The 15880-nt window shown below is 37.8% G+C and carries 17 protein-coding genes; 13 read left to right on the top strand and 4 right to left on the bottom strand.

The genetic code is table 11. The features are described 5' to 3' along the window. Window positions 1–197: 197 nt before the first annotated feature. The 12 genes from BM141_RS10185 to BM141_RS10240 all read left to right on the top strand — a co-directional run bounded on the left by BM141_RS10185 (window position 198) and on the right by BM141_RS10240 (window position 10202). Window positions 198–794, top strand: coding sequence for a DUF4230 domain-containing protein (locus BM141_RS10185; RefSeq protein ID WP_091544851.1), 597 nt, complete (start codon window positions 198–200; stop codon window positions 792–794). A 12-nt stretch (window positions 795–806) separates the two neighbouring features. Further along, window positions 807–1931, top strand: coding sequence for a BT_3928 family protein (locus tag BM141_RS10190; protein WP_091544853.1), 1125 nt, complete (start codon window positions 807–809; stop codon window positions 1929–1931). A 68-nt stretch (window positions 1932–1999) separates the two neighbouring features. Next, window positions 2000–3055: an ABC transporter permease gene (locus BM141_RS10195; protein WP_091544855.1), complete on the top strand. Its 1056-nt coding sequence runs from the start codon at window positions 2000–2002 to the stop codon at window positions 3053–3055. Between the two features lie 12 nt (window positions 3056–3067). After that, window positions 3068–3874, top strand: coding sequence for a 6-hydroxymethylpterin diphosphokinase MptE-like protein (locus tag BM141_RS10200; protein ID WP_091544857.1), 807 nt, complete (start codon window positions 3068–3070; stop codon window positions 3872–3874). Between the two features lie 170 nt (window positions 3875–4044). Next, window positions 4045–4548: a SixA phosphatase family protein gene (locus BM141_RS10205; RefSeq protein WP_091544860.1), complete on the top strand. Its 504-nt coding sequence runs from the start codon at window positions 4045–4047 to the stop codon at window positions 4546–4548. Between the two features lie 30 nt (window positions 4549–4578). Beyond that, window positions 4579–5238, top strand: a complete 660-nt coding sequence (gene trhA, locus BM141_RS10210) for a PAQR family membrane homeostasis protein TrhA (protein ID WP_091544862.1) — start codon at window positions 4579–4581, stop codon at window positions 5236–5238. 71 nt (window positions 5239–5309) lie between these two features. Continuing rightward, window positions 5310–6191 (top strand): adenine-specific DNA-methyltransferase, encoded by an 882-nt coding sequence (gene yhdJ / locus BM141_RS10215; protein WP_091544864.1) that lies wholly within the window; start codon window positions 5310–5312, stop codon window positions 6189–6191. Further along, window positions 6163–7263, top strand: coding sequence for a restriction endonuclease (locus BM141_RS10220; protein WP_091544866.1), 1101 nt, complete (start codon window positions 6163–6165; stop codon window positions 7261–7263). The genes yhdJ and BM141_RS10220 overlap by 29 nt, the downstream gene beginning before the upstream one ends. 58 nt (window positions 7264–7321) lie before the next feature. Next, entirely contained in the window at window positions 7322–7867 is a 546-nt protein-coding gene (gene lptC / locus BM141_RS10225; protein ID WP_177217336.1) for an LPS export ABC transporter periplasmic protein LptC, read from the top strand. Then, window positions 7864–8130 carry a hypothetical protein gene (locus BM141_RS10230; RefSeq protein WP_091544870.1) on the top strand — a complete coding sequence of 89 codons (267 nt, stop codon included), beginning with the start codon at window positions 7864–7866 and terminating at the stop codon, window positions 8128–8130. The genes lptC and BM141_RS10230 overlap by 4 nt, the downstream gene beginning before the upstream one ends. A 22-nt stretch (window positions 8131–8152) precedes the next feature. Then, entirely contained in the window at window positions 8153–9439 is a 1287-nt protein-coding gene (locus BM141_RS10235) for a hemolysin family protein (RefSeq protein ID WP_091544872.1), read from the top strand. A 1-nt stretch (window position 9440) separates the two neighbouring features. After that, window positions 9441–10202 (top strand): MBL fold metallo-hydrolase, encoded by a 762-nt coding sequence (locus BM141_RS10240; protein ID WP_091544874.1) that lies wholly within the window; start codon window positions 9441–9443, stop codon window positions 10200–10202. A 16-nt stretch (window positions 10203–10218) separates the two neighbouring features. On the opposite strand, the gene BM141_RS10245 is transcribed toward BM141_RS10240, so the two are convergent. The 4 genes from BM141_RS10245 to mazG form a co-directional block, all read right to left on the bottom strand. Further along, window positions 10219–11820: an amidase gene (locus BM141_RS10245; protein ID WP_245764039.1), complete on the bottom strand. Its 1602-nt coding sequence runs from the start codon at window positions 11818–11820 to the stop codon at window positions 10219–10221. A gap of 125 nt (window positions 11821–11945) precedes the next feature. Further along, complete coding sequence (gene gatC / locus BM141_RS10250) at window positions 11946–12233, bottom strand: Asp-tRNA(Asn)/Glu-tRNA(Gln) amidotransferase subunit GatC (protein WP_091544878.1); 288 nt, start codon at window positions 12231–12233, stop codon at window positions 11946–11948. Window positions 12234–12275: 42 nt separating this feature from the next. After that, a complete protein-coding gene (locus BM141_RS10255) occupies window positions 12276–12563 on the bottom strand; it encodes an ATP-dependent Clp protease adaptor ClpS (RefSeq protein ID WP_091544880.1) in 288 nt (95 codons plus the stop codon). 84 nt (window positions 12564–12647) lie between these two features. Beyond that, window positions 12648–13472, bottom strand: a complete 825-nt coding sequence (gene mazG, locus BM141_RS10260) for a nucleoside triphosphate pyrophosphohydrolase (RefSeq protein ID WP_091544882.1) — start codon at window positions 13470–13472, stop codon at window positions 12648–12650. A 108-nt stretch (window positions 13473–13580) separates the two neighbouring features. Between mazG and BM141_RS10265 the strand changes: the two genes are divergently transcribed. After that, a complete protein-coding gene (locus tag BM141_RS10265; protein WP_091544884.1) occupies window positions 13581–15779 on the top strand; it encodes a M1 family metallopeptidase in 2199 nt (732 codons plus the stop codon). Window positions 15780–15880: the final 101 nt, after the last annotated feature.

Genomic DNA, 15880 nt, shown 5'->3' on the forward strand with positions numbered 1-15880 from the left:
AATCTTTGTTTGTTAGAGAGTATAATTTTACCAAAAGGTTGCTAAAAATTTGAAAAAAAATTGAATCACTAAATCTATCCTAAAAAGTTCTCAACAAAATACCTTCGATACCCCTGCTTTTATTCGCATTTTTATTTATTTTGCTTAACTTTAAGTTCCAATAGACTTATTTTTGAAACTAAAATATATACAACCGTATGTTAAAGATTTTTCCTTGGGTGCTTATTTTGTTATTAGGTGGAGCATTATATTATTTTGCAGTGGGTAGGAATAGTACTCCCCCGCCACCAGAAGTAAACTTTGCTACTGTGGTAGAAAAAGTCGAGGCTATGGGCAAGATGCAATTAGTAAGGTATCAAATATCTGATGCAGTAGAATATGTCAAGCCCAGTGGCTCTCGTTTTGTGCCTGATGCCAAAGCCATGCTCATAGTAGCAGGAGAGGCGATAGGCTGTGTAGACTTAGCCAAAGTCAAACCTACTGACTTGGTAGCTACAGACAGCTTAGTTACGCTGACCATTCCTCAGCCTGAGCTTTGCGTTTTCAAAGTCGACCATCAGAAATCGCGCGTGTACGATACTAAATTTACACGCATTACAGGCGAAACAAAAATCATAGACGATGCCTTCAAGAAAGCAGAAACGCAAATCAAAAATGCCGCTTTGGAAAATGGCATTTTGGAGGAAACCAAGAAAAATGCTCAGTTGATTCTAAAGCCAATGTTGGAGCAGCTGACAGGGAAAAAAGTCAATTTGGTCTTTGAACTTCCCCAAGAAAATATTGAAAAAAAGTAAAACATCAAAGTAATGAATTGGATAAATAGACTAATCAGCACTTTCGTAGGTGGCTTATTTATTTTTTCTGGACTTATCAAAATCAATGACCCCGTAGGCACAGCTATCAAATTAGAAGAATATTTTGAGGTTTTTGCCCTTGACAAAGAACAACTTAATCTTTCCGTCTTCCATGGATTCTGGGAGTTTTTAGTGCCTTATAGTCTTTATATTGGAGCTTTTCTGTGTGTGTTGGAAGTAGTATTGGGGGTAGCTTTGTTAGTAAATTACCGCAAAGTCTGGACGGTCAATCTACTGTTGGCTATCATTGTCTTTTTTACTTTTTTGACTTTCTACTCAGCATACTTTAATAAAGTTACTGACTGTGGTTGCTTTGGAGATGCTATCAAACTGACCCCTTGGCAATCCTTCTACAAGGACATCATTTTACTGATTTTAATTTTAGTGCTTTGGGTACAGCGAAAAACTTTTGCCAATACGAGTAATGCAATTAGCCAAAGTTTGGTATTAGGCTCGGCACTAATTTGCTCACTTTTAGCCTATTATGCAGTAGCCCACCTGCCTTTCATAGATTTTAGGAACTATAAGGTAGGCAACCATATCCCAACTTTGATGAAACAGCAAGAGCCTTGCCAGTACGAGTACATCATGGAAAAAGAAGGCAAATTGCAGACTTTCAAAGACTACCCTTCTGATACAACCTATAAGTTCAAGGAAATGGTGATTACGAATGGTGAGGCTTGTGAACCTAAAATCAAAGATTTCAAATTGTGGAATGAGGAGGGAGAATTTACAGAAGAAGCCCTCAAAGGTAATAAGTTACTCATCATCATTCATGACTTGAATAGAAATAATTACATAGGCAGAACCCACGTAGAGAGTTTTCCTGCGATTGTGAGACTAACTAATGAATTAAAAGGAGTAACACCTATGGTGCTTACCTCTGCTGAGAGTAGGTTTTTTGAGCAGTTTAGGCATGAAGTTCAGTTAGCCGTTCCATATTATTTGGCTGATGCCACCTTATTAAAAACCATGATTCGTTCTAATCCGGGATTGATTTTGCTTAAAGATGGTACGGTCAAAGCTCAATGGCACTATAACGATATACCTAATGCCAATGACGATATTTTTAAATAATTTGTAGAAGTTATACGAATTATCTAAAAAAAATTTGAAAATTCGCAAGGCAAAAGTAGTTCTAACGTATGTTACAGTTTATTCTGAAGAGGTTGGGGTATGGTCTTCTCGTCATCTTAGGAGTGATGTTGGTAGTTTTTTTCATTTTTCATGCCTTGCCCGGCGACCCTGTAGAGGTATGTGCAGGCAAGCACCCAAGCAAAGAAGAAAGGGAACTACTCAACAAGGAATTTGGTTTTGACAAGCCTTTATTAGTACAGTTCTTTTTGTATCTCAATGATTTTTCACCCCTTTCTTTTCATGAAAACACTCCCGAAAATCAAAAAAAATACCGATTTCAGAAATTACTTAGCTTAGGAAGTAGTGCTTTTGTAATTAAGTTTCCGTATCTGCGACAATCCTGCCGTACCAATAGACAAGTGGCAGAGCAGTTGTTAGAAAATTTGGAGGGAACGCTTTGGCTTTCTCTTTCTGCTATTACCTTAGCCACTGTGTTGGGTATTTTCTTGGGTTTAGTCGCTGCACTGAAAAAAGGTACTTTTACCGATAATTTCATTGTAACTTCTTCGGTAGTTGGCTTTTCTACTCCTTCCTTTGTCATGGCAATCTTGATTTCTATTATTTTTGGTTATTACTTAGCAGACATCACAGGTTTGCCTATCAGGGGGCATTTTTTAGAACTCAAAGATAATGGAGAAAGAGTTTTCAGAATTAAGTATTTGATTTTACCTACTATCACCTTAGCCCTTAGACCTTTGGCTATTATTATCCAACTTACGCGCAGTGCTATGATAGAAGTGCTATCGCAGGACTATATCCGCACAGCTCGCGCCAAGGGCTTACCTAAGTGGAGGATAGTAGGCAAACATGCCTTGAGAAATGCTCTGAATCCCGTAATTACTGCTGTTTCTGGTTGGTTTGCTGCCCTGATGACAGGAGCATTTTTCGTAGAGTACTTATTTAACCTCAAGGGTTTAGGCTACGTTACCATAGAAGCCGTAGATTACAGAGATTTTCCTATTGTGATAGGAGCCACAGTCGTCATTGCTATTATTTTCGTGCTTATCAATATTATCGTAGATATTATCTATGCCTTGACCGACCCAAGAATTAGGCTAAGTTAAATTAACAAGAGTATGAATCAAAACGAAATACCTATCTTACAACAGCCAGCGACTAACAATCCGTATATGAAAGCGGCAAGCCTCATCAGGCATCGTATTTTTTGGGATTTGCACGCTGAGTCTTGGCGTTCTCGCAGGCGGCTCAGAGCTATGCTTAATAAGTTCAAAGGAAAAAAATTAGTGATTCTATGCAATGGACCCAGTTTGCTCAAGGTAGATTTTGATTTGCTCATGCGGTCAGGAGTGCATACTTTTGGTCTAAATAAAATTAATTTGTTATTTGAAAAGACAAATTTCAGACCTTCCTTTATTGCCGCAGTCAATCATCTCGTCATAGAGCAGAACCAAGAATTTTATAATCAAACAGATATTCCTCTCTTTTTAGAAAGTTATGGAACAAAGTTCGTCAAATCTCGTAACAATGTAACTTTTATCAAAGAAACATACCACCCCGCTTTTGCAAGGGACTGTTCTGTAAGTGTTTATAGTGGCTTCACGGTAACTTTTGTAGCGATGCAGTTAGCCTATCATTTTGGTTTTGAGCAAGTAGCCTTAGTAGGTTGCGACCACAACTTTGTTACCAAAGGACACGCTAACCAAGCCGTAGTTTCAGGAGAAACAGACCCCAATCACTTTGACCCTCGTTATTTTGCAGGTGGAGTAAAGTGGCATCTGCCTGACCTTTTCCAGAGCGAAGTTTCCTATCAAATGGCAAAAGAAGTATATGAAGCCTCTGGCAGAAGAATATACAACTGCACAGAAGGAGGCAAATTAGAAATTTATGAAAGAATGTCTTTACAGGATTTTTTGCATTTGTAGTTGGCGTTTTTCTTTTTTATTTTTAAATTCGTTTTCTATTGGATATTTCCACCATCTCAGTTTAATAAAAAACTAAGTTTCCAAATAGTAAATCAAGTTGCATAAAGGAGTATAAAAACTCTTCCCCCATAGTTTATACATTAAAAATCAATCATTTAACTTGCTAAAATATGGCAAAAAATCTTCTCTTAGTTAGACATGCAGAAGCAGAAACCCCTTACATAGGTCAAAGAGATTTTGACAGAGAAATTACCTCGCATGGTATCATTTCTGCTTCGCAAACAGGCAGAAAACTCAAAGAAATAGGCTTTAAACCTGATATTGTGCTAACAAGTGCAGCACACAGAGCCAAAGCAACAGCCATGCTTCTTTCCGAGCAGGTGGGCTTTCCCGTAGAAAGCATACAAGAGTCAGAAGAAATATACAGTTGCAATCTCAAAGTACTATTAGACTATGTGAATAATATCAACGATAGATACCAAACGGCTCTTTTGGTAAATCATAATCCTAATATTACCTATTTAGCGGAGTATCTGACAGGCGAATCTATCTATGGTGGGTTCAATCTGTTAGGAATTGCTAATATTACTTTTGACTTAGACCAATGGAAATTAATCGGGCAGAATACAGGAAAATTATTGTGGTATAAGGAACTATATGAGCCTCGTTCGTGATAATAAAGTATATACTGACTTTTAAATCTAATGGAAAAAATAGTAAAGAAACAAGAATTAGCCAATGCTCTTACACACGGCTTGGGGGCAGTACTTAGCATCGTGGGGCTAATAGTGTTGCTCATAGATGCAATCAGCAAGCATGATAATAAACTTTTTGTTAGCTTTTTGATATACGGAGTGGGAATTAGCTTCCTTTTTACAGCCTCTACCTTGTACCATAGCCTACATAGACCTAAGATAAAAAAAATCATGCAAATCCTTGACCATGTCGGTATTTATTTGATGATAGCTGGGACTTACACCCCATTTGCTATGGTTTCCCTGCAAAAATCTTGGGGAGATTTATTACTTATTCTGATTTGGGCTATGGCAGGAGCAGGTATTATCTTCAAGCTATTTTTTACAGGCAGATTTAAAAAGCTATCTACATTTATCTACTTGGCTATGGGCTGGTTAGCTATTTTTGCTCTGAAACCTATGCTCCAATACATTCACTTTAACGGCATGATACTCATTTTGGCAGGTGGTTTATGCTTCTCCATAGGTGTTTTTTTCTATCTGAGAGATACCAAATACATTTATAATCACGCCATTTGGCACCTGTTCGTATTAGCTGGCGGGGCTTGCCATTATTTTGCAGTCCTATTTTATACTCAACCTGCTACTACTATGGTGCTTGTTCCTTAGAAATACAAAAGTTTTATATTAAATTTGTAGCATGGTAACGAAGTCAAATGTTCCCAATTATTTAGGAAAATATGCAAATTTTTGAAAATCAAGGACATAAAATTATTCAAGCTGACTGTATAGAAGCCTTGCAAACGCAAATTTGTGATAATTCTGTGGATTTGATTTTTGCAGACCCACCTTATAATATTGGCAAAGACTTTAATGGACTTGCTGACAAGTGGGAAACAGAAGAAAGTTATTTGGAATGGTGCTATGAATGGTTGGATTTGTGCATTGCTAAACTCAAAAATAATGGTAGTATGTATGTGATGACGGCTACCCAATTTATGCCGTTTTTTGATATTTATTTGCGTAAAAAAGTAAGCATTATTTCCCGAATTGTTTGGTATTACGATAGTTCAGGCGTACAGGCAAAAAACAAGTACGGTTCTTTGTATGAGCCTATTTTATTTTGTGTGAAAGACGAAAAAAACTATACCTTTAACAGCGAGGCAATTTTGGTTGAGGCTAAAACAGGTTCAAAACGAAAATTAATAGATTACCGTAAAAATCCACCACAACCTTACAACACCGAAAAAGTTGCGGGTAATGTGTGGGAATTTCCTCGTGTGCGGTATCGTATGCCCGAATACGAAAATCACCCTACACAAAAACCTATGGCACTATTGGAACGAATTATTAAGGCGAGTTCTAATGAAAACGACTTGGTTTTAGACCCTTTTTCGGGTACATTTACCACTTGTGCGGTAGCCCAAATGCTCAACAGACATTCAGTAGGCATAGAAATACAAGAGGAATATGTAAAAATTGGCTTGCGTAGACTTGGGTTACAAAATGAGTATCAAGGCGAAAAATTGCTAAAAGAATTGAAAAGTTACGAAAAGCCAAGCAATGAATTGGCTCTAAAATTATTTGAACCGAATGGAACAAGCATTTACGGAAACCATTAAGGTTGTTTTGAAAAAACACTTTGGCAAACAATCCGAAGAAGTTTTTGAAAACAGCCAACTTTTGCAATATCTCAATCAAAAAACAAAATCGGCAAATAGAGGGGCAAAAGCAAGAGGAAGTTTTGCTAATTTGTATGCTATTTATGTATTGGTAGAGGACTATTTAGCCAATGATTTTCAAAATCGTAAAGGCGAATATACTGATTATGAAGGTGCTTTATATACAAAGCTATTCCAAAGACAAAAGACATTACCTTTTGGAAATAAATTACAAAATCATGCATTGAATAACAGAGTAAATGCAGAATTTCAAAAGTTTTTCCCTACTTCTGGACACACTCCCATTTTGCGAAATTTGGAAACAAATAGGTATTGGATAAATGAAAAGTTACTGATTTACAAGGATTTAAACTTGTCAAAGACAATTATTGAAATCATAGACGAGTATATTAAAGCCAAACAAGATGCTTTTCAAAAGTTTATTCAGACTTGTGAAACTTTACAAGAAATAGAAAACTCAGAACCTCAAAAAGTACAAAGTTTTATTTTAGGGTTGCTTGCTCCAAACATTGATGCGAGGCTTTTTGAAATCGTGAGTTATGCTATTTTGAAGTATTACTACCACGACCAAGTGATTTATTTTGGTTTTGAATTGGACAAACTGAGCAAGGAAAATTTGAAACTTTACAAAACAGGTAGAACCAATGCCAACGATGGTGGAATTGACTTTGTAATGAAACCTTTGGGCAGATTTTTCCAAGTTACTGAAACTTTGGACGTAAAAAAATATTTTTTAGACATTGACAAAACGGAAAGGTATCCCATTACTTTCGTCATAAAGTCTGAAAAAACTACGCAAGAGTTATTAGACAAACTCAGAAATAACGCAATAGAATGGTACTCGGCAAAGGCTATTGTTGAAAAATATATGGCTTGTATTGAGGGAATTATCAATATTTCTACCCTCATTGAAAGATACAAAACTGTGGTTCAGCAAGGTTACTTGAATGAAATTTTATCTGAAATCATCAAACAAAGTAAGATAGAGTTTAACTACGAGGTCAATTTCTAAATCATACAAAAAACAAACTTTATTTATTATTTTAACAAGGATTAATCCTAAAAAAAACTTGAATACTTACAATAAAATACTGATAATTAGCTTATTTCTGTTTGTTTTGAGTGGCTGCGGGGACTCTCAAAATATAGGAAAAAAAGAAGTACAAAAATATACGGGACCTATGGTAGAGTTTGACAGTGTGCATACGCTTTACAGCCAAGATGCTACACTCAGAATCAAACTTTATGGGAATAAGCAGATAGTTCTCCAGTCTGGAGATATTTTGTACCCTAAGGGCGTTCTGGTCAATATGTATAATGCACAAGGTGTCAAAACTACTATTTTGAAGGCTGATTCTGGTCGGTATGAGAAAAACCTAAGAATATACAGGGCGTATGGGAATGTAGAGGTCGTCAATATAGAGCAGCAGCAGACACTTTACTCTAATCAAATGAACTGGGACCAAAATAAAAGAGAAATTTCTACCGAAGATAGCATTAAGATAGTTACCCCTGAAGAAATTTTATATGGTGTAGGTTTGGTTTCTAATGATGAATTTAGTAAATATCGGATTAAATACCCAACAGGGGTTTTCAAAGTCAAAGATAACGAATGAAACTCGTAGATACACTTATTCTCTCCGCCTCGGTCGCCTTGTTTATTATTGGAGTCCACCAACTCTTCGTTCTGAGCAAAACAGGCATGATGACTGCTATTATGGGCAGTTACTGGCTTTTTATGCTGGTAGCGGGTTTGTTGTTTTGGTATAGGCTGAGGCGAGCAAAAGAAAAGAATATGGACAATCAACAGAGCTTCATTTCAGATAATAAATCAAGAGTAAGTCAAACCTCCAAAAATAAACAGCGCAAGAAAAAATAATTTTACACTTTACTACTAAGCAATGAGTTTTGCAACCATAGTTATTATTCTTTCATTAGCCTTCTCCGCTTTTTTTTCAGGGGTAGAGTTAGCCTTTGTATCAGCTAATCGTTTGCATATTGCTTTGCAAAGAAAAAAGGGCAAGTTCTGGGCAGAAATTATTTCCCAACTCATAGAAAAACCCTCCCTTTTTGTAACTTCTATGCTGATAGGAAATACTATATCGCTTACTGTGTATAGTATCTACATGGCACAGATTTTTGACCCGTATATTAAATCATTCATAGAAACCTACGTCCAACTGCCCCAAGGTGCCAAAGACACGCTTACGCTCATCGTTCAGGCTCTTTATTCTACGGCTATTGTATTGGCATTAGCAGAGTTTTTGCCCAAAGCTATTTCTTTAATCAATCCTGAGAAATTGCTTGCTATTGCAGCAGTTCCTATTAACTTTATTTATAAGCTACTTTATCCTTTTGTGTATGTCATATTGAATACCTGCCGTTTTGTCATTACTAAGATTATTAAAATGGAGTATATAGAGGCAAAGCCTGTTTTTGGACTCACAGACCTGACACATTACATTCACAATTTGAGTATAGATGAGAATAACAGGGCAGAAGTAGATGCTAAAATTTTTTCAAATGCCCTCAAATTCAAGTCAGTGAAGGTAAGGGAGTGCATGATACCACGAACAGAGATTATTGGCATAGATAAAAGTGAGGGGATAGAGGCTCTCAAGAAATTAATGACAGAATCAGGACACTCTAAAGTGATTGTTTACGAAGAAGCAATAGATAATGTAGTGGGGTATGTACACGCCTTAGCCTTGTTCAGAAAGCCTGAAAGCATAGATAGTATCCTCACGCCCATTATTATAGTGCCTGAAACGATGTCGGCAAACGCACTCATGCTTGACTTTATCAATGGGCACAAAAGCATGGCATTGGTAGTAGATGAGTTTGGGGGAACTTCAGGTATAGTAACCATCGAGGACTTGATGGAAGAAATTTTTGGAGAAATAGACGATGAATACGATACAGATGAAAACAATATTCAGCAGATAGACGAGGCTAACTACATTCTCAATGCTCGTCTTGAAATTGACTATCTGAACGACCTCTACCAATGGAATATCCCCAAAGGTGATTATGATACGCTGGGCGGATACATTATTTCTATTACGGAGAGTATCCCTCAAATCGATGAGCAGATAGAAACACCCAAATTTACCTTTACCGTGTTATCTATGCAAGATGCTCGCATTGACAAAGTGAAAATGACCATTAAACAAGCAGAAGAAAGCTAAAATGAAAGTCAGATTTCTGGGTACAGGTACTTCGCAAGGAATCCCTGTCATTGCTTGTGAATGTAAAGTGTGTAAATCTTTAGATTTTAGAGATAAAAGGCTTCGTACTTCTATACAAATTGAGGTGGATGGGCTGAGTATCGTAATAGATACAGGTCCTGATTTTCGTCAGCAGATGCTATCTGCTCACATTACCCAGTTAGATGCTGTCCTATTTACTCACGAACACAAAGACCACACGGCAGGATTAGATGACATCAGAGCATACAATTTCAAAGACGACCGCGATATGCCCGTCTATGCTATGGAAAGGGTAGCAAACAAAATCAGGCAAGTATTTGATTATATTTTTGCAGAACACAAATACCCTGGTATCCCCAGAGTAGTGCTTCATTCCATAGAAAATGCCCCTTTTTACATCAATCAGACCCAAATTATACCTATTGAGGTTATGCACTACAAACTACCTGTTTTTGGATTTCGCATAGAGGATTTTACTTATATTACCGATGCTAAAACAGTGGCAGAGAAAGAAATAGAAAAAATAAGAGGAAGTAAGATATTAGTAGTCAATGCACTAAGAAAAGAAGAACACCTTTCCCACTTTAATTTGGAGCAGGCATTGGATTTTATCCATAAAATAAAACCACAGAAGGCTTTTCTGACTCACCTGAGCCATAACATGGGCTTGCATAAAAAAGTCTCGGCAGAGCTTCCTGACAATGTATTTATTGCGTATGATGGATTAGAGATAAACTGTTAAGTTATAATCGTATTTTTTACTTAAACTTATTGGGGTGCTTTTCATCAAAATCTGTGGCATCTTGAAATATTTTAGCCACAGCTAAAATAGTAGCCTCGTCATATAAGTTGCCTAAAAAGGAAATACTTGTCGGCTTACCGTCTTTGAATCCATTAGGAACAACTACAACAGGGTGCCCTGTGAGGTTGGTAATTGCAGAAAAGTTATTTTGAAAATTAGGAGAAATAAGTACATCATATTGGCTAACGATGGCATCTATTTCTTCTATCATTTTCATTCTCAAACGATTTGCGTTTATATATTCTACCGCAGGAATAAAGCGAGCCGCACGAAAAAAGTTAGACCAGCTATTCTTACTTTGTTGCACCAATAGCTCATCTTGGTCTGTACGAGTAAGTTCATCAAAAGCCGCCGCCGCCTCAGACATCAAGATTACATTGATGATATTGGTAGGGACGGAAGTTTGAAAATTGACAGGCTGTATATCTGCACCTAATTTTTTCAAGGTTTCTATGGTTTGGAGTTCTATACTTGCCTCTTTGAGGCTATCAAAGTTATTTTTCAGATAGCCTATTTGTAATTTTTTGAAATCAACTTTCCCTGTATAATTAAAAGGAAAGTCTTTGACTGTTTTGTCCTTGCCGTCTGTTCCTCTGATGACGTCAAAAACTATTGCTGCATCTTCTGCACTGCGCGTAATAGGTCCGATTTTGTCTAAACTCCAACTCAAAGCCATTGCCCCATATCGACTTACCCTGCCAAAAGTAGGACGTAAACCTGTTGTTCCACAGCGAGTTGAAGGCGAAACGATAGACCCCCAAGTTTCTGTACCTATGCTAAAAGGTACTAAACCCGCTGCGGTAGCCGATGCAGAGCCTGCTGACGAACCACTCGAGCCTTGCTTCAAATCCCAAGGATTTTTTGTTTTCCCTCCAAACCAAACATCTCCCATAGCTAACTCTCCTAAGGTAAGTTTAGCTACCATCACTGCGCCGGCCGCTTCTAACTTACTTACTACTGTGGCTATCTGGTCAATGACTTGCTCTTTGTGCGAACCAGCCCCCCAAGTAGTTTTAGTGTTAGGAACTGCCAATAAGTCCTTGATGCCGTAGGGAATCCCGTGTAGTATGCCTCTGTATTTGCCCTGTCGGATTTCCTCATCTGCTTGCTTAGCTTGCTTGATAGCAATTTCCTCTGTTAGAGAAACTATGCACTGCAAAGTATCTCCCCAAGTTTTAATGCGTTGGAGAAAAAACTGAGTCAGTTCCAAGGAAGTGATTTTCTTATTCTTAATCAAGGAAGCTAATTGAGGAATAGAATAAAAAGCCAAGTCATTTTTATTTTGAGGTAGTTTTACATCGTTTGGAATGAGCCAATTAACTGGCTTTTGAATGGGGTTAATTTTCTTCCCTACGGGCAGAGGGTCAAAAAGTAAAGCAGGACTTTCCCAATTTTTCAAAGATTGCTTGTGTATGGCTTGATAAATACGCAAATACAGAGCGACATCGCTCAGGGCAGAATCTCGCTCACTTTCCGTAAATTGCAAATCAAGTAATCGCTCTGCTTTTTGCAAGTGTTCTTTTTCTATGGTATTTTGAGCAAAAGCAGGCAATCCCAAAAGAAGGGATATGAATAAGAGAAGGGGGTAATACCTACTAAAACAAGTCTTTGAAAATAGGTAAGTTATCATATATGGCTTATTTGATTTTATTGAGTTGAAACATTCGGCAGCTAAGTTAGCAGTTAATCTACCACTTTGGGTACTCTGAAATAGTCTGCATCTTTTTTAGGAGCATTCAGCAGACCTTTTTCATGGCTAAGAGGTGGTAGTACTATATCGTCCCTAAAAGCATTAACCTCTTCGGTAAGGTGCGTTAGAGGCTCTACATTGGTAGTATCTACCTCCTCTAACTTTTGTACCCAAGCGATGATTTCATTTAAGCTATCTATCATTTTCTGCTCGTCTTGTTCTGTAATCTCCAAACGAGAAAGATGGGCTATTTTTTGTAAAGTTTCCTTGTTTATTTGCATGACCCGATAATCAAAACTATTTTAATTCATATTGTATTTAGCTTAGTCAATAATCTCTGCCGAGATGCCTCTATCACAAATGGCGGTTCGCATAGGCAACAACTCATCAAAAGAACCGTTTTTCACCACATATTTCCCCTTGGTGTGAATAATCCAAGCGCACTGCTCTGCCTGCTCGTAAGTATGCCCACATACCTCTACCAATGTTTCTATCACATGGTCAAAAGTATTGACATCATCATTAAAAACCATCAACTTTTTCAAGTCGAGTTCTTCTGTGATAATATCCTCTATTTCTAAGGTTTCAACTTGTCCAAAATTGAGTATCATAAGCAAAAACAAATTATGTCAGCTAAAATTTAGCAATTAGTTTTACACTGCAAATTTAGGCAATTCATGTTAAATTCGCTAAAATTATGCAATTTGATTGCTTTCTAAATTTTTTGCCCTTTCCCAATACTCGTCCATCTCGGCTAAACTCATTTCTTCTAACTTTTTGCCGTCTTTTTTACTTTCCCTTTCTAAGAAATTGAACCGATGAATAAACTTGCGATTGGTTTTTTCTAAGGCAGTTTCGGGATTGATGTGCATAAATCTTGCGTAGTTTATCAAGGCAAAAATCAAATCGCCAAACTCTTCTTCTGCTTTTTCTTTGTCTATCTGCTCATCGGGGAGATGTTGGTAGGTTTCTTTAAATTCTTGGAGTTCTTCTTCTACTTTTTCCCAAACTTGCTGCCTATTGTCCCAATCAAAACCTACGCCTCTTGCTTTTTCTTGGATTCTCATGGCTTTGACCATAGCAGGGAGCGAAGTAGGTACGCCTCCTAAGACCGTATTTTCTACTTTTTTTCCGTTTTTCTCTTGGAGTTTTATCACTTCCCAATTTCTTTTTACGGCTTCTTCGTCTTCTGCTTTTACTTCTCCGTAGATATGCGGGTGGCGGCGAATGAGCTTTTCTGCTAAGTGATGAATAACCTCTGCTATGTCAAAAGCCTGATTTTCAGAAGCAATTTTGGCATAAAAAATAATATGCAGAAAAATATCTCCTAATTCATTTTTGATTTCTTGCCAATCTTCGTTGAGTATAGCATCGGAAAGCTCATAAGTTTCCTCAATAGTCAGATGCCTGAGCGAGTGAATAGTCTGCTTTCTGTCCCAAGGACATTGCTCACGTAACTCATTCATAATTTGCAAGATACGCTGGAAAGCAAAGCTATATTTTTCGTCTGTTGGATTCATGTTGTTAGCAAAGGGTTTTGTGATAGTAAAAGTAGGAGATTATTTGATAATTAGTTCCAGATTTTTACTATTTTTGATGAATCATATTTTATTTATTCTAATGCTTTTATGAAAAAACAAGTTGTTTTATTTCTAATGTGCTGTGGAATGGTGGTGAATCTTTTTGCCCAAACGCCCAAAGTACCTTATACAAGTTCTAAGTTTGAACAGTTAGGTGCAGAACTGCCCTCCCCTAACAATACACGCATGGCAGATGGCTCTCCTGGACATGAATATTGGCAAAATCGCGCTGATTATAATATCAAAGTGGAGTTAGACGATGAGAAACAAAGCATCAAAGCCTCAGAAACCATTACCTATACCAATAACTCGCCCAAAGATTTGCCTTATTTGTGGGTGCAATTAGACCAAAACCTATTTGATAAGCAGTCAGATACTTACAAAAGTTTGACTTATTCCTTAGAGGACAATTTTGGCTTGTTTATGTTTATAGAGTACATGCGCCGCACCAATTTTGACGGAGGGTATCAGATTCTTTCTGTCAAAGACAAATTGGGTAAGCCCTTGAAATTCACTATTCAGCGTACGATGATGCGTATAGACTTACCTACTCCACTTAAAGCCAAAGGAGGCATCGTAAGTTTTTCTATAGATTGGTCTTTCAATATCACCGATGCGGCAGCAGACCCTATTTATACGCGTTCAGGTTTTGAGTTTTTTGAAAAAGATAAAAATTATGTGTATGAAATCGCCCAATGGTTTCCAAGAATGGCTGTTTACAGCGATGTAAGAGGGTGGCAACACAAGCAATTCATGGGAAGAGGTGAGTTTGCCCTGCCTTTTGGCAACTATGAGGTAGCGATTACCGTACCTGCTGACCACATCGTAGCAGCAACAGGAGAACTACAAAATCCGCTTGCCGTGCTTTCCCCTGAGCATCTCAAACGCTTAGAACAAGCCAAAACAGCCCAAGAACCCGTTTTTATTGTAAGCCAGAAAGAAGCAGAAGAAGCAGAAAAGAAGAAAGCAAATACAAAGAAAACTTGGATTTATAAAGCCCAGAATGTCAGAGATTTTGCTTGGGCAAGCTCTCGCAAATTTATTTGGGACGCTATGCAAGTAAGCGTAGAGGGCAAAAAAGTATGGGCAATGTCCTACTATCCCAAAGAAGGCAATCCCCTGTGGGAAAGAACTTCCACCAAAGTAGTTGCTCATACGTTAAAAGTTTACTCCAAGCATAGTATAGCCTATCCTTACCCTGTGGCAATTTCTGTGCATGGACCTGTAGGAGGCATGGAATACCCCATGATTAGTTTTAACAATCAGGGCAGACCTAATCCAGACGGCACTTATGATAAAAAAACCGAAGCGGCTACTATCTCCGTGATTATCCACGAAGTAGGGCATAACTTTTTCCCTATGATAGTCAATTCTGACGAAAGGCAGTGGACATGGATGGACGAAGGTTTAAATTCATTTTTACAGTATTTAGCAGAAAAAGAATGGGATAAAGATTTTCCTTCGCAAAGTGGTCCCGCAAAGAAAATCGTTTCCTATATGAAAGGCGACCCTAAAAAGTTAGTCCCTATTATGACCAACTCTGAGCAAATAGACTTGATGCAGTTCGGACCCAATGCGTACAGCAAACCTGCTACTGCCCTGAATGTTTTGAGGGAAACCGTCATGGGCAGGGAACTTTTTGACTATGCCTTCAAAGAATACTCCCGCCGTTGGGCTTTCAAGCACCCTGAACCTGCTGACTTTTTCCGCTCTATGGAAGATGCCTCCGCCATGGATTTGGATTGGTTTTGGAGAGGTTGGTTCTTTGGCACAGAGCCTGTAGATATTTCTTTGGACAGTGTATTTTTTTACAAAACACCTGACAATAAGAATGTAAGCGAAAATGGAAATATCAAAATGAAAAACATTAACCCATTTATTTACACCAATATCAAGGGAATCTTAGGGGCAGATGCAAATAAAGCACTGAATGAAAATGTATATTTGTACGGCTTGCATCTCAGCAATGTAGGAGGGCTAATTTCCCCTGTGATTATTCAGGTGAATTACAAAGACGGCACAAGCGAAATCATTAGACTTCCTGCGGAAATTTGGCGATACAATCCAGAGAATATTACCAAAGTGATTCACTTGCCCAAAGAGGTAAGCTCATTTGCTCTTGACCCCCACTTGGAAACGGCGGATATAGATGAGGCAAATAATCACTTCCCAAGAAAGCAGATGCCTTCTCAATTTGACAAAATCAAGAATGGGGCAAACGCTGGCATAGAAGAAGAGGAAGATTAAGATTAGAGATGATGTTTGATTACTATTTTGCTTAAAAGTCTGGTTTTGCACCAGACTTTTTTGTTGGCTTTGACAAGAGAATTTGATACAGGAGTTTGTCA

This window comes from Thermoflexibacter ruber, from assembly GCF_900113045.1.
Lineage (GTDB): Bacteria > Bacteroidota > Bacteroidia > Cytophagales > Thermoflexibacteraceae > Thermoflexibacter > Thermoflexibacter ruber.